The organism is Stenotrophomonas nitritireducens (assembly GCF_001700965.1).
Taxonomy (GTDB): Bacteria; Pseudomonadota; Gammaproteobacteria; order Xanthomonadales; family Xanthomonadaceae; genus Stenotrophomonas; species Stenotrophomonas nitritireducens_A.
Window position 1 is genome coordinate 1502409 of record NZ_CP016756.1, and the last position, 18165, is coordinate 1520573.

At 62.0% G+C, this 18165-nt stretch carries 20 protein-coding genes; 6 read left to right on the top strand and 14 right to left on the bottom strand.

Features of this window, described 5'->3' with window-relative positions; all coding sequences use genetic code 11:
• Positions 1 to 19: 19 nt before the first annotated feature.
• A complete protein-coding gene (locus tag BCV67_RS06335; protein WP_062166958.1) occupies positions 20 to 907 on the bottom strand; it encodes an NmrA/HSCARG family protein in 888 nt (295 codons plus the stop codon).
• Between the two features lie 90 nt (positions 908 to 997).
• Here BCV67_RS06335 and BCV67_RS06340 point away from each other — a divergent pair, with 90 nt between their 5' ends.
• The gene (locus tag BCV67_RS06340; protein ID WP_062166959.1) at positions 998 to 1411 is read left to right on the top strand and encodes a winged helix-turn-helix transcriptional regulator; all 414 of its coding nucleotides are present in this window, start codon (positions 998 to 1000) and stop codon (positions 1409 to 1411) included.
• Positions 1412 to 1447: 36 nt separating this feature from the next.
• Here BCV67_RS06340 and BCV67_RS06345 read toward each other — a convergent pair whose 3' ends face one another.
• A complete protein-coding gene (locus BCV67_RS06345; RefSeq protein WP_062166960.1) occupies positions 1448 to 1837 on the bottom strand; it encodes a RidA family protein in 390 nt (129 codons plus the stop codon).
• 140 nt (positions 1838 to 1977) lie between these two features.
• Here BCV67_RS06345 and BCV67_RS06350 point away from each other — a divergent pair, with 140 nt between their 5' ends.
• On the top strand, positions 1978 to 2916 hold the full coding sequence (locus BCV67_RS06350; protein WP_062166961.1) for a LysR family transcriptional regulator: 939 nt from the start codon (positions 1978 to 1980) through the stop codon (positions 2914 to 2916).
• A 44-nt stretch (positions 2917 to 2960) separates the two neighbouring features.
• Here BCV67_RS06350 and BCV67_RS06355 read toward each other — a convergent pair whose 3' ends face one another.
• The 9 genes from BCV67_RS06355 to BCV67_RS06395 all read right to left on the bottom strand — a co-directional run bounded on the left by BCV67_RS06355 (position 2961) and on the right by BCV67_RS06395 (position 10414).
• Complete coding sequence (locus BCV67_RS06355) at positions 2961 to 4940, bottom strand: relaxase/mobilization nuclease and DUF3363 domain-containing protein (protein ID WP_062166962.1); 1980 nt, start codon at positions 4938 to 4940, stop codon at positions 2961 to 2963.
• A gap of 448 nt (positions 4941 to 5388) precedes the next feature.
• The gene (locus BCV67_RS06360; protein WP_024537630.1) at positions 5389 to 5976 is read right to left on the bottom strand and encodes a S26 family signal peptidase; all 588 of its coding nucleotides are present in this window, start codon (positions 5974 to 5976) and stop codon (positions 5389 to 5391) included.
• Positions 5973 to 6518, bottom strand: a complete 546-nt coding sequence (locus tag BCV67_RS06365; RefSeq protein WP_014859386.1) for a DUF2840 domain-containing protein — start codon at positions 6516 to 6518, stop codon at positions 5973 to 5975. The genes BCV67_RS06360 and BCV67_RS06365 overlap by 4 nt, the downstream gene beginning before the upstream one ends.
• Entirely contained in the window at positions 6515 to 6787 is a 273-nt protein-coding gene (locus BCV67_RS06370) for a hypothetical protein (RefSeq protein WP_014859387.1), read from the bottom strand. Before BCV67_RS06370 ends, BCV67_RS06365 begins: the two co-directional genes overlap by 4 nt.
• Entirely contained in the window at positions 6784 to 7422 is a 639-nt protein-coding gene (gene parA / locus BCV67_RS06375; RefSeq protein WP_024537631.1) for a ParA family partition ATPase, read from the bottom strand. The genes BCV67_RS06370 and parA overlap by 4 nt, the downstream gene beginning before the upstream one ends.
• A gap of 253 nt (positions 7423 to 7675) precedes the next feature.
• On the bottom strand, positions 7676 to 8545 hold the full coding sequence (locus BCV67_RS06380; protein WP_014859390.1) for a replication initiator protein A: 870 nt from the start codon (positions 8543 to 8545) through the stop codon (positions 7676 to 7678).
• Positions 8546 to 8559: 14 nt separating this feature from the next.
• The gene (locus BCV67_RS06385) at positions 8560 to 8844 is read right to left on the bottom strand and encodes a helix-turn-helix transcriptional regulator (RefSeq protein ID WP_014859391.1); all 285 of its coding nucleotides are present in this window, start codon (positions 8842 to 8844) and stop codon (positions 8560 to 8562) included.
• Between the two features lie 111 nt (positions 8845 to 8955).
• Complete coding sequence (locus tag BCV67_RS06390; RefSeq protein ID WP_014859392.1) at positions 8956 to 9726, bottom strand: DUF2285 domain-containing protein; 771 nt, start codon at positions 9724 to 9726, stop codon at positions 8956 to 8958.
• Positions 9727 to 10063: 337 nt separating this feature from the next.
• Positions 10064 to 10414: a DUF2958 domain-containing protein gene (locus BCV67_RS06395; protein ID WP_014859394.1), complete on the bottom strand. Its 351-nt coding sequence runs from the start codon at positions 10412 to 10414 to the stop codon at positions 10064 to 10066.
• A 296-nt stretch (positions 10415 to 10710) separates the two neighbouring features.
• Here BCV67_RS06395 and BCV67_RS19465 point away from each other — a divergent pair, with 296 nt between their 5' ends.
• The 3 genes from BCV67_RS19465 to BCV67_RS06405 are packed head-to-tail and all read left to right on the top strand — an operon-like array spanning position 10711 to position 12201.
• Complete coding sequence (locus BCV67_RS19465) at positions 10711 to 11004, top strand: helix-turn-helix domain-containing protein (protein WP_079390835.1); 294 nt, start codon at positions 10711 to 10713, stop codon at positions 11002 to 11004.
• A gap of 13 nt (positions 11005 to 11017) precedes the next feature.
• Entirely contained in the window at positions 11018 to 11305 is a 288-nt protein-coding gene (locus BCV67_RS06400; RefSeq protein ID WP_014859395.1) for a hypothetical protein, read from the top strand.
• On the top strand, positions 11305 to 12201 hold the full coding sequence (locus tag BCV67_RS06405) for a TIR domain-containing protein (RefSeq protein ID WP_062166963.1): 897 nt from the start codon (positions 11305 to 11307) through the stop codon (positions 12199 to 12201). Before BCV67_RS06400 ends, BCV67_RS06405 begins: the two co-directional genes overlap by 1 nt.
• Before the next feature lie 42 nt (positions 12202 to 12243).
• Here the strand turns inward: BCV67_RS06405 and BCV67_RS06410 are convergent, their stop codons facing one another.
• From BCV67_RS06410 to BCV67_RS06420, 3 genes are all read right to left on the bottom strand, one after another.
• Positions 12244 to 12558, bottom strand: coding sequence for a DUF736 domain-containing protein (locus tag BCV67_RS06410; protein ID WP_014859397.1), 315 nt, complete (start codon positions 12556 to 12558; stop codon positions 12244 to 12246).
• A 753-nt stretch (positions 12559 to 13311) separates the two neighbouring features.
• Positions 13312 to 15357 carry a ParB/RepB/Spo0J family partition protein gene (locus BCV67_RS06415; RefSeq protein ID WP_024537634.1) on the bottom strand — a complete coding sequence of 682 codons (2046 nt, stop codon included), beginning with the start codon at positions 15355 to 15357 and terminating at the stop codon, positions 13312 to 13314.
• Between the two features lie 79 nt (positions 15358 to 15436).
• Positions 15437 to 16264: a DUF932 domain-containing protein gene (locus BCV67_RS06420; RefSeq protein ID WP_014861252.1), complete on the bottom strand. Its 828-nt coding sequence runs from the start codon at positions 16262 to 16264 to the stop codon at positions 15437 to 15439.
• Positions 16265 to 16875: 611 nt separating this feature from the next.
• Between BCV67_RS06420 and drt3a the strand changes: the two genes are divergently transcribed.
• Positions 16876 to 18159, top strand: a complete 1284-nt coding sequence (gene drt3a / locus BCV67_RS19475; protein ID WP_082746510.1) for an antiviral reverse transcriptase Drt3a — start codon at positions 16876 to 16878, stop codon at positions 18157 to 18159.
• Positions 18160 to 18165 lie beyond the last annotated feature (6 nt).

Consider the following 18165-nt stretch of genomic DNA (forward strand, 5'->3'; position numbering starts at 1 on the left):
TCTTTCTGGTGCAGCCTATCTATGCTTGCTTCCTGCACAGCGCTTCTTCAAGCTTCTCTCGTCCCACTCCCATTAACCATGCACGCAACGAGACAAGTTCAGGATTGATCTCCCGCATCAAATCGAGGTCTACTTCCTCTGAGAGAGGGCCATCTTGCAGGCTTGACGCCATATGGGCCAGATCGGCGTTGGAGGCCAGAACCTCGTCCGGGAAACGGAAATAGTTGATGGGTCTACCTGCCGCTTCCGAGAACACAGCCTCCAGCTCAAGGCCCGTCACACGATCACTGGCGATCTTCAACGTCTTGCCGGCAAACCGCGCCTTGTCCACGAACATCGCTGTAACGATTTTCCCGATGTCTTGCACGGCAGTGAGCTGGATGGAATGATTGCGGTGGATCAGGGAAACCAACCGCCCTTCATCGAGGCCGAAGCCAGGTCGAACAAGCATCTCCATGAAGATCATGGGACGGATGATGGTGGTCGTCAGCGGCAGTTCGCGGATGTATGCTTCGATACGCGGCTTGGCGTCGAATCGCGGGACGCCTGTCGGTTCGTCGCCAGCGCTTGCGCCCGAAGAGTAGATGAAATGATCGACGTGGCTCTTTGCTGCAAGGTCAGCGACGCGTGTTCCATAACGGACTTCATCTTCTGCCGACAGGTTGGCTGGCATCACACTGAAAACGCCGTGCGCATCCTTCATGGCTGCCGTGATGACGTCGGCATCTTCCAATGATCCTTGCACGAGCTCGGCGCCTGCCTCACGCAGCGCAACTGAGGCAGGTTCGAACTGGTCTTGCACAAAAGCGCGAACAGGCCAGTGGACCTTCAGCAGCGCCTTGGCCACTGATCCGCCTTGCCGGCCGGTGGCTCCGAAAACCAAGATAGGGCGATGTACTTCGGTCATGATTCAGCTCGAAAAAAATGAGAATGTCGTATTCTTTCCTCTATCTCTGAATTGCGGAAGACGGCACTTTTTTTAACCTCAGGCACAAAAATGAAACTCTTGGACCAAGCAGGACTGGACTACCTCAGTGAACGTCTTGAAGACGATTCATCATTCCAGCCGATTCCCTCCAACGGAATCTGCACGCGACTCGGTGATAAATGGACCGTACAGGTTATCTGGCGTCTGGCCATCGCAGATGATCGTCGCCTGCGGTTTTCCGAGATCAAGCGCGAGGTGGAAGGCATCACACAGCGCATGCTGACGCTGACCTTGAGAAATCTGGAACGAGATGGCTTGGTAGAACGCCACTATTTTCCCGAAGTACCTCCGCGTGTGGAATATGAGATCACGGATATGGGGAAAAGCATGTTCCATGCGCTGGAAGGCATCAACTTGTGGATCAGAGAAAACCTTCCGCGTGTAGAGCAATTGCGTCAAACCTACGATACCAACAAGCGCTGATGCATATTTGGGCAGCAAGCCTTACGGGTGCGGGAGTTAGGGTAGTTTGGCAATCACCTTAATCTCGAACTGGAATCCGTAAAGCCACGTCACGCCAACCCCGGTCAAAGTAGGATAAGGCGCTTCTCCCCAGTATTCTGGAAGGACACTCCAGATAGCGTCGAGGTTCGACTCCGGATCGACGACAAAGAGGGTTACGTCAACCACGTCACTGAATGTGCAGCCCGCCGCCATAAGAACAGCATTAAGGTTATCGAATGCCAGCCTGATCTGCGCTTTGAGGTCAGGTTCAGGCGAACCATCCTCACGGCTGCCAACCTGGCCCGAAACAAACAAGAATCCGTTGGATTTGATGGCCGGTGAATACCGGTTGCGCTCATAAAGCGCCTGCCGATCGAGGGGGAAAACTGCTTCGCGTGTTGTCATGTTTGTGCCTTTGCAATAGCGAACTCTGGCCAATGAACAAAAAAGGCACTTTACAGGTGCTGGATCGGGTGAATAAACAGGCGACTCTGTTCATCATTGTTTGTAAAATACAAACAATCTGCGGAAAGAGAGGATGAAGAATGGATCGGTTCGACGCGATGCGCGCCTTTGCTCGTGTGGTGGAGGCGGGTAGCTTCACAAAGGCTGCCCAAACACTTCATATGAGCAAAACCACGGTGACGCAGCTCATCCAGCAGTTGGAAGCACGCCTGCGCGTCAAGTTGCTCCATCGCACCACCCGCAAGCTCGGTGTTACTCCCGATGGCGTGGCGTACTACGAGCGTGTTGTCCGCCTTTTGGCAGAAATGGAGGATGCCGAAACCAGCTTGTCCAGTGCGGCGATCACGCCCAGAGGGCGACTCCGTGTGGATGTGCCCAGTCCGCTGGCCCGCCTCGTACTGGTGCCGGCGTTACCGGATTTCCACGCGCGCTACCCTGATATTCAGTTCGACATGGGCGTGAGCGACCGAGCGGTGGATCTGATCAGCGACAACGTGGATTGCGTCTTGCGTGGTGGTGAAATCAACGACCAATCCCTGATCGCACGCCATGTCGGCGATTTGCAAATCTCCGCCTACGCCGCACCGAGTTATGTGAAGCGTCTCGGCACTCCTGCGAATCCGCAAGAGCTGGAAAACACCGACCATCGCATAGTGGGATTCCTGTCCTCACGCACCGGTAAGATTGATCCTTTGGTACTGCACCGTGAGAGTGAACGTATTGAAATCAGGAGCAGCTATGTGCTCGCAGTGGATGATGGCAATGCCTACCTCGAAGCGGGGTTAGCGGGGTTAGGAGTGATTGCGCTGCCCACTTATATGGCGGCAGCACATCAGGCTTGTGGCGCTTTGATTCCGTTATTTGAACAATGGCGGTTTAATCAAATGCCGCTGTACTTGGCATTTCCACCGAACCGCCATGTCAGTGCCAAGCTGCGAGTTTTTATTGATTGGATCATTGATCTGATGCAGCAGCATGCCCTAAATTCCAGCAATCAGCGACGACATCCCTGCCCCTGATTTGCTCCTCCTGCAGCGGTATCAGTCGCTATGCAGCCGACTTTTTAAATCGAAATTCCACGCTGCCGTCCGACTTCCCAAGACACCCCATTACCGCGCACCATCGCAGAGATCTGCTGCCCCAGCCGCTGTTCAATTACCGGCCGCCACGGTACCAAACTGAATCCCAGGCCATCGTCCAGCATCGCGTAGCGACCGCTGGCGAGCATGACCGAACGCCGGTAGGTGCCGGCCACGCGGTGACCGTCGGCGACGGGCCGATGCTCCAGTCCGGTTTCGGCGGCAATGTCCTTCGCGGTCTGCGCCAATTCCCGATTGCGCAGCGTAGCCAGCAGGTTGCGCGCCAGGATCACGCGCTGCCCACGCCGCTCGGCCAGCCCCTGTTCGGCGAGGAAGTCTGCGCGCTGTTGCAGCGCCTGTCGGGCTTCGCCGCCGAAGCCCAGGTCGCCCAGACCCTTGCCGCCGCCGATCAACTGTTGATCCAGCCAGGTGGCGCCGATCACGCGGGCCTGCCGCTCGATCGACAGGTGCGATTTCAGCTCCACCGTCACGCCGCCCAGCCGCTGCGCGTCGTAGCGGCGGCCACGCTCGGCCAGGTCGTCCGGCACCTTCCATAGCCCTTCGGCTATACGCTCCACGATGCCGGCCCGGCGCAGAGCTTCCAGCCGGCGAACATGGGTCGCGACGACTTCCTGGGGGTCGCGGCCGGGCTTGGCGCGGCCTTGCTCAATCGCCAGGTGGTGATCGGTGCGGTACAGGCCGTCGCTCGCCAGCGCGGCGATGTTCTTGTCGGCCGCCCGCACCTCGGCGGAACCGCGTGCCTCCACCACGGCGCCGGTGGGATAGTTCGCCAGCTCGTCGCGGGCATTGAGCGCGACGTAGTGGGCCTTGCCGTCCACGCCGTCGATGACCAGATAGCCGCGGTCGTGCAGCTCGTCGGCCAGCCCCTTGGCAGCCACGCGGCCGACGATGGTTCGGCCATCGTCTCCTGGCTCGAACACCGCCAACTCGCGCGGCTGGCCGCTCATGGCCCGCTGCATAGTGCGGATGATGTCGCCACGCTCGCCCAGGGCGCGCAAGGTCTTCTCCGCGTCCGCATGGACGGCCCAGGTGCTGGGCTGTGTTTCGTCGGCCAGGCCCAAGCGCTGTAAGCGTTGCAGACGGCCGATCAGCAGCAGGCGCTGGCGTTGCAGCCGGGGTTCGTTGAAGCGTTCGATCTGCACCCGGCCATCCTCGCCGGCCTCGCGCTGCAACGTGCGGTCGAGGCTCGTCCACCGCTCCTGATCCACCTCGCGCTGCAAGGTCTGCTGGATCTCCAGTTCGGTGCGCGGCCCCAGCCATTCGGTCGCCAGCTCGGCGGCCCGGTGGCGGAAGCCGTGGGCGATATAGTCGCCGGCGATGATGAGGTCTTTGCCGGTGTCGTCGCGTCCGCGCACGATCAGGTGGGTGTGCGGGTTGTCGGTGTTCCAGTGATCCATTGCTACCCAATCCAGCCGCGTGCCCAGGTCGGCCTCCATGCGGTTCACAAGTTGCCGGGTGTAAGTGCGCAGGTCGTCCAGCTCCGAACCGTCTTCCGGGGACACGATGAAGCGGAAATGGTGCCGGTCGTCGGCGCAGCGTTCCTTGAAGGCGTCTAGGTCGGCTTCGTCGGCCTGTGGCCCGTAGGCCCGGCCCGGTTCGCCATCGCGGCCCGCGCCATCGCGCTCGATGTAGCGCAGGTGCTTGGCGAGTGACTGCGGGCTGGCCCGTTGGTTATTGACCAGCAAGGTCTTGATGGTCACGCGTCGCGACATGGGCGTGAGCTTCGCCCCAGCGAAGCGCGCCACCGTGTGGCCGCGCCCCAGGCGCGAGCCGGGGCGCTGGCCGGTGCCGGCCGCCCCAGGACGGCGCACCGCCGCCTTGCCGCTGCTGGCCTTGCCAGCCTGCTTGAGTACCTTGGAAACGAAGCTCTGGCCCTGGCTCTTGCCCCGGTTCTTCGGGGCGCTGGGGCGCACCCGGAAATCGTCGTCGCGGCGGTCGGTCATCGCTGTTCTCCCTGCAAGCTCTGGCGTGTCCGGTCGTGCGAAGCACGCGGACATGCCTGCATTGACGCGGGCCTCGCGCCACAAGCGGCACGGCGGCGAAGCCGCTCCGTGCCGCGCAACCCCCATGTGCAGACTGGCTTTCGACGCGGCCCGGTGCCGCGTCCTTTTGTCTTGCCTTCCGCCTTTGCCCCTCGCTGTCGCTCCGGGCGTCGGCGGCCCGGCGGCGCTGCGCTGCTTGCAGTCAGCCCGCCGGCGAACGCGGCGATGGCCGCAGGCCGGGCACGTTCGAGGCAAGACGCCTGCACGCTGGACGGCTGCGCCGGAGACAGCGCGAAGTGCGGCGCGGATACGCTCGCACTGCACGCGCGACGACACGGCAACAGCAGCCGGAACGACATGCCCGATGGCACGATGAGATGCACGGCAACGTGCAGCGAATCGACGGCCATCATGGGCGTGTCTCCAGCCAGACCGGATGCGCGACGCCGATCACGGCGGATGCGCTGACCGGGCCGAAATAGCGGCTGTCGAACGACGCCGGATTGGTCACGCTCAACAGGAACAGCTCGCCCGGTTCGAGGCGGCGGCAAAGCTGCAAGGATGGCAGCGGCCGGCCCAGCCGGTCGGCAGGCAGCGCGGCGGCCGCAGGCTCGCCGTCGATGCGTACCTGACCAGCAACGATGCAAACGTGCTGCGGCGCGACTGCGCCCACACGTTTGAGCAGCGGCACGCGCGTCGGCAGGTAGCCGCGCTGCGCGGCCAACATGGCGGCCTTGGCGGGCAGCGGCACCAGCACGATGCTGCCCACGGACAGCGGACGTGGCAGCGAGGCAGTGCGCGGGTCGAACAGTTCGATTCGATACCAACCGATCGCCACGCTGTCGGACGGGTTGTAGGTCAGGCGCGGTAGCGGCGACACAAAAGCCGCCCAGGCCAGCGCAGCGAGGCCGACGGCGGCGAAGCCCGCCAGCACGATGCGAGCGCGCAGGCGCGAACGAGGACTCGGCGCGGCGCCGGTTGTGGAAATGGCTGTCATGTGAATGTCCTCCCGGCCAGCCAAGCGGCGTGCCGCTCTGCGGTGTATTCGGGCAACGGCGAGCGCGCCGCAAGCCGGTTGGCGAGCGTGCGCCAGTACGCGGGAGACACGGCGGCCGGTGCGATGCCCAGCGCCTCGATGCCGTCGATGCGTTTCAGCACCGCGCGCACGTTGGCATCGCCTTCGGCGTGCAGCAGCAGGCGTGCGCCCGGCTGCACGCCGGGGATGCGTTGCGCAGCATCGAGCGGCGTGGCGGCCTGCATCACCATGAGCTGCCAGCGGATCGTGCCGTAGTCGTTGGCCTGCCAGCGGATGCGGCAGAGCATCGCGTTCGGCAGGAACACGGCGCAGCGCCGCCAGCCGTCCAGGCGAAGCGTGCGCGCCGGTTCTCCAAAGCGCAGGTAGAGCTTGAAACGGGCCTCGATGTAGGCCAGTGAAACGCGCGTCAGCGGCACGTTGCCGGCCTGTCCGGCGAGTGCCGAAAGCGCAGGCAATTGCGTAACCGGTGTCGCGTTCGCGGCAGGCAAGGCGGATGCGGTCATGGTGTGTTCTCCCTGTGGTGCTCGGGAAACTCCCGCTCCAGCAGGGCGCGCAGCAGGTCGGCCACGGTCACGCCTTGCGTGAAGGCCGAGACCTTGATGCGCGCCCGCATGGCGGGCGTGATGTCCAGGGTCAGGCGCGCCGTGTAAAGGTCGCCTTTGCCCAGCGCATCGGCATCGCCTTGGCGAATCCACGCTTCTGCGTGCGGATTCGCTGGCGGACGTGCGCCGATGCCGACGCGCTTGCCGCGTGGTGGCTGCTTCGCCGTCATGTCGGCCACCGCAGCAGTTCGTCCACCAAGGCGGTGATTTCGCGGGCGGCGGCGCTGTCGGGTGCCGTCTCACGGGCGAGCCGGCCAGCGGCCACGCTGTCGGCGAACACGATGCGCTGATGCACTTCCGAGCGCAGCGCGGGCAGCGGCTGTTCTGCGAGCGATTGCCGCGCCTCGCGGCCGATGATGGTGGTGCTGACGCGCCGGTTAATGACGAAGGCCGCGCGCAGCGCAGGCCGGAACACCTGCGCTTCACGGATCAGCGCCACCATCTCGGCGCTGGCCCACACGTCATAGGGGCTGGGCTGCACCGGGATCAGCACGCGCTCGGCCGCCAGCAGCGCGGAGCGCGCCAGGGCGGCGATGCGCGGCGGGCCGTCGATGATGACGTGATCGGCCCGTCTGGCGAGTTCTGGCGCCTCCTGATGCAGCGTTTCGCGGGCAAGGCCCACGGTGCTGAACAGCCGTGGCAAGCCTTGCTGGCTCCGGCGCTGCGTCCAGTCCAGCGATGAACCCTGCGGGTCTGCATCGAGCAGGACGACATGCTGGCCGCGCAGCGCCAGTTCGCCCGCGATGTGCGTGGCGAGCGTGGTCTTGCCGACACCGCCTTTCTGGTTGAGCAGAGCGAGAATCATGGCGCGGCCCTCCGTGTTGGAAAGCCAGCCTTTCGCTTCTGCATTCCGTGCCGTTGGGTGGTTGTCCACCGAAGCGGTGCTTCTCTACTAAAAGTTAGAGAATTTAAGTTAGGAATGTTAGAGGCCGGCGAAACCCAATGCTGGCGCGGGTTTGCGGCCAATTTTGTTGCCTGATAGCACGAGGATTTGTTGCCTGATAGCACGAGCCTTCTGTTGCCTGATAGCACGAGTGAATTAACAGGTTTTCCCGCACTTATCCCCGTGCCGTGGGCGGCACGGGCCGGAAGGTCAGCAGCTCGGTTTTCTCGCCGGGCATCCGCTCGATGCCCAGGACGTAGCCGGGCAGCGACTGCCGCGCCACCAACGTGCGCAGATCGGCGGCGAAGTCGTAGAAACGCGCCACGCTGCCCGACTTGCGGTACAGGTGCTGGAAATCGAACTGCCAGCCGTGTTCCTGCCGCCCGCCGTGCTTGCGCACCAAGCGGTACAGCCAGCGTTCGATGCCGCCAGTGAGTCGGAAATACGTCGGGTCGATGGTCAGTACCAGGGCGGCGTCCACCACGCCCGCATAGAACCAGTCCGGCAGGATCAGCTCGATGCCCAGCGGTGTGCCGCTGGCGTCGGCCAGTTCCTTCCACTCGTTGATCCACGAGAAGCGATGCAAGCGCCTTCCCGTGGTTTCGCGGATGGACGTGGCCACCGTGGTCGATTGCAGCCGGTCGAGCGCGGCCTTGAGACGCTGGTAGTCGCGCAGCGACGTACCGCGTCCGATGAAGCGCAGGATCTCGTAGGGACGCACCTGCATCAGCCGGGATGGCTTGATGCCCGCGTCCTTGGCTTCGACGATCTGGCTGGCGGCCCAGATCAGGATGTCGGCATCCCAGATCGTCGCGATGCCGTGTTCCTGCGTCCCTTCCACGCGGATGGTGATGCCACCCGCCCGGAAGTCGATCGGTGCCGTGCGCCGCGACTTGGCGAGCGAGAAGAACGGAAAGGCCATCAAGTCCTGGCTGTCGCGCGGCGCCATGTCGCCCGGCAGCGCGCGGAACAGTTCGAGCTGTTCCCGCTGCTGCGCTGGTCGCTGCCGCAGCGGCAGCGATGGGCTGGACATGGCGATGGCCATCGGCGAGCCAGAGGTCAACGGCCGTCACGGTAGTCGCCCGCGTGCCGCTCGGCATATTCCGGGTCGGAAGTCGCATCAAAGCTGCGTGCATCGGCCCAGGCATCGAGGTCGCTTACAGCGTACATGACGCGGCGGCCGAACTTGCGGAACTTCGGCCCGCCGCCGATCACGCGCTGTTTCTCCAGCGTGCGCGGCGACAGCCGCAGGTAGTCGGCGGCTTCGTCGTTGGTGAGATAGCGTTGGGGCTGCGCGGGCGCAGCGACAGCAGCGGCGGCAGGCCGCAAGGGAGCGGGTCGCATGGGATGGTCCTCCATCAAGCCCGGCCACACCACGCGGCCGGATAGAGGCACTTTCAAGAAAGATGGGCTTCTTGCTAAGGGACGAAATGCAGGGGCTGCAAAACGTCCCCCTTACTGCGATGCAACCGGCGGAAGCTGCGCCAGGCTGCGATAGCCACCGCGCATCAGCGCCTCGCCACGCCGCACCAGCCGACGTACACGAGCGCGCACAGCGCTGTCCTTGTGCCAGTCGGCCACGACGGCATCCACGCCAAAAAGCCCTTCGGCCACCTCACGCAAGGACGCGCCCGCCAGGGTGCCGTCGAGCGCCTGGAGCGTGTTCAACTCCAGCAATGTGGCGAGTGTCGGTCGTGGCCGTGCCATTCCCGCGGGTAAGGCGTCGCCAGCGGTGGCCAGCTTGTCCAGCTCGGCCGCCAGCGCCTGATAGCGGACGCAAGGTGTGGTGCAGGCTCGGATGGCATAGGCGTAGGCCATGCCATCGGCCAGGCCGGGAGCGATCACCAGCCGCAGGCAGCAGCCCGGCCAGCGTGCCAGCACCACCAAGCGCTTGCCATCGTGGATCAGATGCTTCTGGCCGGGAATGCGCCAGAACGCGAAGGCCGCCGCATCCGGCGGCGGGTCGGCGTCCGGGTAGAGCTGCACGACGGCATCATGGTCAGGGAACCAGGTCGGGTGCGCGTCGCGCGCATCCAGGGCAGGATCTTCCAGCAGGCGCAGTCCCCAGCGTCCGGCGGCCTCTGGCTGTCGGCGACGGCGCAGCCAGTCGCGGCGGTAGTCGGGGTGGCGGCGCAGATATTCCCACGCCAGCGCGGGGCCGTCGAGGTGCAGCGTGTAGAGATACGCGGCGGTTGGATACCAGTGTTCGGCGCTCGGGTCAGCCATGACGCAACCTCCTGTCATTCAGCAGGAACGTCGCCACGGATTCCGCCATGCGGGAGCTATCGAGTCGCCATCAAGTCGTCATCGAGATCGGGGTAAGCTGTAACTGCTGGTGTCAAGACTGATTCGCTCCAGGGCATTGCGGAAATCGTCTGAATGCGACGGCTGCGCCGCCACGAAAATGGTGCGCAGCATGGAGCACCGTGCAGCAGCCCGCGCCAAAGATCATGACTGTTTCCAGCAGAAGCGCACCGCTTCGGTGCAAGAGTGTGGATTTAGACCTTCCGGGTCTTGGGTAAGACTGAAATAGTCAGAATGCGCTGTCGTTGGCTGGGGTTGGTCAGTCGGTGATCGAGCCGTTTTCCTCGGCCAGCCGCAGGTACTCCGACAGCAGCCGCGCCGGCTGGAAGTAGCGATCGCGCATCACAGGTTGCTTGTGCGGCCCGACGATGGACGCCAGATCGGACAGCTTCACATGGCCCAGGCAGGGCATGCCTATTCCCAAGTCGATCAGCCCCCATGCCGTATCGCCATCGACCGGATCGAGCGCGGCCAGCAGCCAGGTGGCGTGCGCGTCAGGAGTGAACAGCCGTACCGTCGGCATCGGGTCGATGCTCCGACCAGCGGTGCGTGCCTCGCCGACGGCGAGCAGTTGCGCCCGCTGTTCAGCGGTGACGAGCGGCTGTGTCATGACTCGAATCCCCACGCACCCGAGCATGCACGGATACGATTTTCCACCGAAGCGCGGAACCGCTGAAGCGGATGCGTGCTTTGGCGAGAAAGCACGAAGGCACAAGCCATCGAATCCGTATATGCACGGAAACGCAGAAGCGGAATTGTGGCGGTCAGGAAAGGCACGGACGCGACTCCCGATTCCGGCGAAATCCGCAGTTGCGGATTTCAGCAAAGACATAAAAATGCACACTATAGATTGTAGCCCTATAGGGCGCAACAGGTTGTCATTCTGGATTTTGGGGAAAGTTCAGAATGACAGCGTTCAAGCCATCGTTGCCCGATGCACTGCGGCGGATCAGAAAGGCGCGTGGTCTGAGCCAGGAGGCGTTCTCGGATGTGTCCAGCCGGACTTACCTCAGCTCTCTGGAGCGAGGGCTGAAAAGCCCAACATTGAATAAAATTGAAGATGTTTGTGCCGTGCTGGATGTTCACCCACTCACGCTTCTGGTCCTTGCGTATGCAGGTAGTGATCCAAAAAGCGTCCACGAACTAATGGATCACATTGCTCGGGAAGTCTCATCATTTTCCGATCCTCAGAATAAATAAAAGGAGGTGAGTCGTGTTCAAAATTACCGGACTGGATAAGCTTCAGAAAAACCTGAAAGATGCGCAGCGCGCCTTGAGCGAGTTGGACGGCGAACTGGGAGTCGTAAACTTTGATCCAAATGATCCCGCCAGCATTGAGGGCGCAATTCAATCGGTCAATCGAATGATCGACGAGCGCTTAGGGGAATATTCTTCGAACCCTATCGTTGGCCCTCTCGCAGAACAAATGAAGGAAAAGTATCGGGAGAGTATTCTTGAAAAAGCGGCCGAAGCTAGATTGAAGTCGGACGGGGATGAGTGATGGCTAAAGACTTATTCTCGGAAATAAACAATGCAGTTCTAGACTTGCAGTCCTCACAGCTTCAAACGTACGAAAGACCTCTCAAAAAATTGGCTCAACTGCTACGACATCCCGACCTTGAGCCATACAACGCCGAGCTCACGGAAGGTCTCGACGTTGAGGCGTTCATCGCTGAAAGTGAAAAGACCGGGGGCAGCATGGTTGGAAGCGCCCAGCTTGCTTGGCCAGATGAGCCCAAACAGGCGCTGGGGTTGACGTTGCTTTTAATCGAAAAGCTGGCGGCAGATCCCGGCTACGCTACCAACTTCGGACACCATTTTTTCTATTCCGGAAAAAAGGTCATTGCTGGAATCCACGCACTTACTGGTCAGCTAATCATTCCCTTTGTGCGAGATTACAAGAGTTATATCCAGGCCAAGGGGAGCACGGATGCCATGTTAAAAGCTCAATTTTCGCGTAAGGTCTTTATTGTTCATGGTCACGATGATGGTGCTCGTGAAACAGTGGCACGATTTCTTGAGCGAATCGGGCTTGAAGCCATCATCTTGCACGAACAGGCTAACCAAGGACGAACGATTATCGAAAAAGTGGTTGCTCACAGTGACGTTGGTTTCGCAGTAGTTCTGCTTACGCCAGACGATGAGGGCTGCGTAAAAGGAGGAACGCCTGAGCCCAGAGCCCGTCAGAACGTGCTTTTGGAGTTGGGGTACTTCATTGGTCGCCTGGGCAGAGACAAGGTATGTGCTCTCAAACGCGGGGCGGTGGAAATTCCAAGCGATTTCGCCGGTGTCGTTTGGGAGACGATGGATAGCGGCGGGGGCTGGAAACAGGCACTTGCGCGTGAGCTTGAAGCTGCCGGTCATAGCATCGACTGGAATAAGGTCATGCGTGCATAGAGTTGCGCCCCGCCGCAATGGGCGGGGCGCGGTGGGCGGCCGTCAGGCCGCCTTGGGCTTGCTGCGCGACCAGATCAGGTCGTGCGTGCCGTCCTCGTTCTCGATCAGGCGGGCATAGACCGTCGCCGGGAACGAAGGGTCATCGAGCGAAACCGACAGGTACGGACGATCGGCCTGGCTGGTCTTCTTCCACGCCGCGCCGATCTCGTGGCCGGCCGCCTGAAGGTGGAAGTCGGGGGCGTTCTCGGTGTCGCCCTTGTCGTTGGGAACCAGCTTGACCTTGACGTTGAGCGTCAGGGTGCGAAGCGTGCCGGTGAAGCCGTCTTTCTCTGCGGTGAAGGTGCCGATGTTAGCCATGATGTTTCTCCTTTCGGGTTGAACAAGGTCGCGCCAGTGCGTCCTTGTTGTGATCCGGCCGGCGGGGGATGGGCTGGCCGCACCGCGCAGCGGTCGCAACACCGTGGAGAACCTGGAAGCGAAAACAATTTTTGCCGCGAGGAATGCGCGCAGCGCAGGGGAAATTGTTTTCGCTGGAAGGTTGCGGCCATGAAGCCCAAGGCGCAGCCGTTCCCTCGCCAGGATTCACGACAAGCCAAGGACGCACCGGCCGCCCGCTCCCGAATGGAGACGTGGCCAACTCGGCATCCCCGCGTGACGGCTGCACTGGCTTGTGCTCTGACGCGGGCAAGGTCAATCTCCCAACGACAGGCGAGAACGCCCCCGCCGCCGCTTGCGGCGACGTACTTGAGGCGTGGCGTGGAAGTTCCATAGGCAAGGCCGGGCGGCGTGTCGGTGAACCGCCCTTCGTGACGTAGAGGCGCGAGCCGCCAGCGTCGAGGACGGCACGCCTTGGCACAACCTGCCGCAGCAAGCCGGGGCGTAGCCCCACAAGCTCCGCCCATTGCGGCGGGGAGCCATCGAAACCTTGCCCGCGCCAGCGGGCACCGATCGCCGTACCGCGCGCAATACACTTGCGCGCGCGCCGTCGCCGCCTGGTCGAAGGCGGCGACGGCGCGATTTTGCTGTGGACGTTGAAACCGGGCGCGGCAGACCTACCGCGCCCGGTTTTGGTGAAGCCCCGGCGCATCACGCCGGGGCCATGCTGCACCCTCACGCGGCGAGTGCGTGGGCCTCCACTTCGTCGGCGGCATCTTCCGACGCATCCACGTCCTGCGCATCTTCCTGCGGCTCCGTGTCGTGTCCGCTCTTGAACACTGCGGGCATCCAGCCCGTGCCATCGGCCAGCCGTTCCGCCTCGCTGGCAATGTCGGCCTTCTTCAACTTCGCCAACCGGGTAGCGTGCGACGGCGCAAACTCGCCCACGGCTTCCAGAATCACCGCCTTGGAAACGTGCTTGAAGTAGCCTTCGGCGGTGGGCTGCCACCATGCCGCCATGTCCAGTCCCACGGCCTGCGCCAGTTCCGCGCCCGGCTGGTGCGCCGTGGCGCGGGACGTCACCACGTCCACGGTCGCCGCCACGCATACCGCCAGCAACCGCACCAGTTCGCCTTGCTCCATCGCCAGCAGCACGCCGAACAGTTCGGCGCTGTCCTGCGGCAGCGCTTCGCCCGCAACCTGCTGCAACTCGCGCAGGGCCACGGCGGCAGGCGAATCGGGCCAGTCGGGGGCCATGCCTTCCAGCCGGTCTTGCACGGTCAGGCGCACGCCCAGCGGCAGGTCGCGGCCGTAGTGGCTGTCCTGCAAGACGGTCTGCACCATGCCATGCACTAGCGCGGCCAGCGCGACTTGCGGATGCCGGGCGACTTCGATTTGCAGCGCGGCGGTACGGTGCGCGCTCAGGCGCTGCGCCAGCCGGTCGGACAGGCTCGCGGCTTTGGGCTGCTCGGCGTCCTCGCCTTCGTCGTCGTTCCCGGCTTCGCCTTCCGCGCTGCCGAACCCCTGCCGCAAGCGTTCCAGCGTGCGCAGCGCCTTGGCTTCGGCTTCGCGCAGCAGCCCGCGATGAATCACGGCTTCGCCGCTGCGGTCAAGGGTGACGATGGCACCGGCCACGGCGCGCACGTCCGGGGCATAGCCCTGCAAGGCTTGCTCCACGGCTTGCAGTTCCCCGGCGACCTGTTCGCGGCGCGGTTCCAGCGCCTCGGTCTTGTCCTCGTCCTCGGCGTCATAGGCTTCTTCCAGTTCGGCGTCGATCTTATCGAGGCGGGTTTGCAGCGATGCGATGCGGCGGGCTTCGCGGGCGCTCGGTTCGCGGCGCTGGCGCGGTGCGTTCTGGAACGCCTGCCGCTCGGCGTAGCTCATGTGCGGCACGGCTTCGACCCACGCCCAACCCTCGGCGCGCACGTCCCCGGCCAGTGCATCCAGCTTGCCGCGCACCAGCGTTTCCAGCAGCACGGCGTCGGTCAGGTAGGTTCCGGCATCGCCTTCCGCGAACAGGTCGCGGCGGAGGCCGCCGCCCGCCGCCGTGTAGGCGTCCAGCCCGGCGAAGCGCACCAGCGGATGCGTGGCGTCGATTTCGCGTTCGGTCAGGCGTTCGCGCAGCACGGATGCGCCACGCTGCCATTCGGGCGCACAGTAGAACGCGGCTTCCTGCGCGGCGTGGTCGTCGGTGATGGTCAGGGCCATCAACTGTTCCAGCGTGACGGCTCCAGCCCGGTAGTCGGCCAGCAGGCGCGGCGAGACGTTGGCCAGCTTCAAGCGGCGCTGCACTACCAGCGGGGACACGCCGAAGTCGGCGGCAATGTCTTCGATGGGACGGCCTTCCTTGACCAGTGCGGCGAACGCCTCGAACTGGTCGGCCGGGTGCATCTGCTCGCGCAGCAGGTTTTCCGCGAGGCTGACGGTACGGGCCGAAGCGTCCGGCACCAGCAGGCAAGGCACCTCAAAGTCGGCGGCGATGCGCTTCTTCTTCGCCAGCAGCTTCAATGCGGTCAAGCGGCGGTCGCCGGCCACCACTTCGTATTGTTCGCCATCGGCGGCGAGGATAACGACAAGGTTTTGAAGCAGGCCGATGCGGGCGATGCTCGCAGCCAGTTCGGGAACGGACAGGCGCGGGGTCTTGCGTGCGTTGCGCTTGGAACGGCGCGGCAGCAACTGCGAGAGCGGAACCAAAATCAGGTTCTTGGTCGGGTCAGCCACTTCCAGCGGCGCGGCGGTGGTTTCGATGGCGCGGGTTTCGGTTTGGGTAACGGCGTTCATGGTGATAACTCCTAGCGGTTGGGATGCAGCAGCGAGAGAAGCGGCAAGGGCTGCTGCCTGCCCCTGCCGCGTGGGGGGGTCAGGCTTTCAACTGGCGCATGCCATCGGCCAGCAGCCAAAGCGCACGGTTGAGGCGGATGTTTTGGTCGATGCCCTGCACCGGGCGGGTTTGCTGGCGGCGTCCGTTGGCGCTGCGCCCGCGCAGGCCTCCTTGAGTCAGGTTCTCTTGCGTGCGGTTGAACACGCTCCACAAGTCCGGGCGGCGGTCGTCGAAGCGGCGCGGCATCAGGATTTGCGATTCGGTGATGGGTGCGGGCTTGTCGGGGTCGTCGTACTTGAGGGCCAGCGCGGCGCGGGCGAACACTTCGGATTCGCCATCGTTCAAGGTGATGGCGCGCATGGAATCGCGGGATTCCTTCACCCGGTCGAAGCCGCTCAACACTTCGTAAGCGCCTTCGATGACGTGCCCGGCCACGTCGCCCTTGTGGGGTACGCGCACATCGGCCACGGTGTCGCCGAATACCAATCCGTTCTGGCAGACAAAGCGCAGCAGGCCAGCCAATAATTGATAGCTGCTGGTGCCGTCGTGCGAGTTCAGCAGGACGATTTCATTGGCTTCTGCATCATTGATCTGGTTGGCATGGCGCAGCCGGATCATGTGCTTGGTGAAGTCGCGGCGGTCTTCGTTGCGCACTCGGGTCTGCGCCACCATGAAGGGCTGGAACCCTTCTTTGCGCAGTTCCGCCAGCACAGCGGCGGTCGGGATATAGGCGTACCGCTCGGAACGGCTTTCGTGCGGGGCGTCCGCGAAGATGGACGGGGCCACACGGCGGATTTGGTCATCGGACAGCGGGTAATCGCTGCGCAGCGACGGGGAACGGGAAGCGAATCGGGATGCGAGTTGCATGGCATTGCTCCTGACGAAAAGGGTTTGCTGTTCAAACCGCACACCGGATTCCTAGATTCGGAGCCCAGCCTTTCGGCTGTTCGGTGCGGTCGGCACGAGGAACCCGGTTGGCCCTGTTGCCACCGTCTTTCCTGAGTTCATCGCCCGCGACGGTCAGGAGCGCGCGGACGGGGGCCGTCAAGGAAACAAGTGCAGGGTTGGTGCGGCCCGCAGGCGCAGCCGAGGACACGGCCCTGCGCGCCTTGACGGCACACGGCCGCGGGCTACAGTCGCGAGCAAGGTGATGAAGTCAGGGGAGACGGCTGGACAAGGCAACGGCCATCCCTGTGTGCCGACCGCACGCAAGCGAAGCGCGCAGGCCCGAAGCTGGAAGCCGGGCCGGAGGCGTCAGGGATGTGGAAGGCTGGCGATAGCCAGTCCCGTCAGGGATGAGCGAATAGCGAACCTGGAGCAGCGCGGTCTGCGAAGCGGAGACGCAAGCATGTGTTTCGCTTAATATCTATTTGTACACGCTATTGATTTTCGCGATGAAGTGACATCGGCTTATGAGACACGGGCATCCGTACTAGGCTGCATTTTTGATTAACGATTTGAAGTAAGGGGAGGAGTAGATGTCGAGGTCATCTTCATTCGATCAATCTTTTTGTATCAAGACGCTTGAACGCGTGCTATGGAAGAGAGATTTCCTCGGGGTTCCTGCTGCTGGTCAAGCTGCCTTGCGAGACCAGCTCCTCAGTCAAGCACTTATATCTGCCATTTCCCATTTTGATCCCCCATCCGCACCTCTGACAGGCTTTCCTCTTAAAGGGAAAACTGTTTATCGCTTGGCCAGACATCAAGACGAGCTGGTGGAGCGAAAACTTCGACTGAACTTAAAGAGGTGTACTTCACTAGCCGTGGATGGGCGATCTCAGATCGTCAAAAACCTCAAGCTCCTTTTAGAAGAAGGAGTTCCCTATCGGGTTTATCGTCTGGATATTCGATCATTCTTCGAGTCTTTCCAGAAGGATCATGTCCTTGATGCTGTTACCAGCATCAAGAATTTGAGTCCGCATAGCAGAAAACTAATCGAGTCTCTGCTTAACGCCCATGCTGCAATTGGAGGCCGTGGCGTACCAAGGGGGCTGTCTATTAGTGCTGTCCTATCGGAAATTTTGATGCGGGATTTCGATCAGAAGGTACGCTGGGCCAGCAATACATTTTACTACTCTCGCTATGTCGATGACATAATTATTGTCTCGTCGGCAAGAGAGGAGGAGAAAGATTTTCTGCGTGATTTGTGCACTTGGCTTCCTCCCGGACTTGAATTAAATCCAGATAAGAAAAATATTGTCGCAGCGGCGGCCAGGGTGGAAAAGCAAAGTTCCGCAATCGCGCCAAACCTCCTTCAGTTCGACTATCTTGGGTATCAGTTTTTGGTCAAAAATCCCACGAAACAGGAAGCGGGAAAAACGAAGGATGGGGAGCTTTATCGAAAAGTCCACGTGGATATTGCAAGGAAAAAGATCAAACGAATGAAAACAAGAATTGTTCGATCATTTCTAAGCTATGCCAAGTCGAATGACTGGGGATTACTCCGTGATCGCGTAGCATTTTTGACGCAGAATTTCAGTGTTTACAACCCGAAAGCTGGCGGGAAGAAAATCGCTGGAATATATCATAGCTATCCATTGGTATCAGAAGGTGCTGCCGGTCTGAAGGAATTGGATAGATTTCTGAGAAATGCAGTGCTCTCGAAAAATGGCCGAGTTTTTCCGATAACGAATGTAATGCTTTCTGCGCATCAGAAACGTCAATTGCTAACGCGAAGTTTTGCAAAGGGGCACAGTAGCCGCAGCTTCGTTCACTTCTCGGCGACAAGAATATCTCAGATCCAGAGCTGCTGGATTTACTAGGGCGAT

Excerpts from the sequence above, each read along its gene's own strand:
- BCV67_RS06340 (WP_062166959.1), top strand. The coding sequence starts at position 998 with ATGAAACTCTTGGACCAAGCAGGACTGGACTACCTCAGTGAACGTCTT.
- BCV67_RS06395 (WP_014859394.1), bottom strand. The coding sequence starts at position 10,414 with ATGACACAGCCGCTCGTCACCGCTGAACAGCGGGCGCAACTGCTCGCC.
- BCV67_RS06360 (WP_024537630.1), bottom strand. The coding sequence starts at position 5,976 with ATGACAGCCATTTCCACAACCGGCGCCGCGCCGAGTCCTCGTTCGCGC.
- parA (WP_024537631.1), bottom strand. The coding sequence starts at position 7,422 with ATGATTCTCGCTCTGCTCAACCAGAAAGGCGGTGTCGGCAAGACCACG.
- BCV67_RS06410 (WP_014859397.1), bottom strand. The coding sequence starts at position 12,558 with ATGGCTAACATCGGCACCTTCACCGCAGAGAAAGACGGCTTCACCGGC.
- BCV67_RS06355 (WP_062166962.1), bottom strand. The coding sequence starts at position 4,940 with ATGACCGACCGCCGCGACGACGATTTCCGGGTGCGCCCCAGCGCCCCG.
- BCV67_RS06350 (WP_062166961.1), top strand. The coding sequence starts at position 1,978 with ATGGATCGGTTCGACGCGATGCGCGCCTTTGCTCGTGTGGTGGAGGCG.
- BCV67_RS06405 (WP_062166963.1), top strand. The coding sequence starts at position 11,305 with ATGGCTAAAGACTTATTCTCGGAAATAAACAATGCAGTTCTAGACTTG.
- BCV67_RS06365 (WP_014859386.1), bottom strand. The coding sequence starts at position 6,518 with ATGACCGCATCCGCCTTGCCTGCCGCGAACGCGACACCGGTTACGCAA.
- BCV67_RS06415 (WP_024537634.1), bottom strand. The coding sequence starts at position 15,357 with ATGAACGCCGTTACCCAAACCGAAACCCGCGCCATCGAAACCACCGCC.
- BCV67_RS06380 (WP_014859390.1), bottom strand. The coding sequence starts at position 8,545 with ATGGCCATCGCCATGTCCAGCCCATCGCTGCCGCTGCGGCAGCGACCA.
- BCV67_RS06370 (WP_014859387.1), bottom strand. The coding sequence starts at position 6,787 with ATGACGGCGAAGCAGCCACCACGCGGCAAGCGCGTCGGCATCGGCGCA.
- BCV67_RS06345 (WP_062166960.1), bottom strand. The coding sequence starts at position 1,837 with ATGACAACACGCGAAGCAGTTTTCCCCCTCGATCGGCAGGCGCTTTAT.
- BCV67_RS06385 (WP_014859391.1), bottom strand. The coding sequence starts at position 8,844 with ATGCGACCCGCTCCCTTGCGGCCTGCCGCCGCTGCTGTCGCTGCGCCC.
- BCV67_RS06335 (WP_062166958.1), bottom strand. The coding sequence starts at position 907 with ATGACCGAAGTACATCGCCCTATCTTGGTTTTCGGAGCCACCGGCCGG.
- BCV67_RS06420 (WP_014861252.1), bottom strand. The coding sequence starts at position 16,264 with ATGCAACTCGCATCCCGATTCGCTTCCCGTTCCCCGTCGCTGCGCAGC.
- BCV67_RS06390 (WP_014859392.1), bottom strand. The coding sequence starts at position 9,726 with ATGGCTGACCCGAGCGCCGAACACTGGTATCCAACCGCCGCGTATCTC.
- BCV67_RS19465 (WP_079390835.1), top strand. The coding sequence starts at position 10,711 with ATGACAGCGTTCAAGCCATCGTTGCCCGATGCACTGCGGCGGATCAGA.
- drt3a (WP_082746510.1), top strand. The coding sequence starts at position 16,876 with ATGTCGAGGTCATCTTCATTCGATCAATCTTTTTGTATCAAGACGCTT.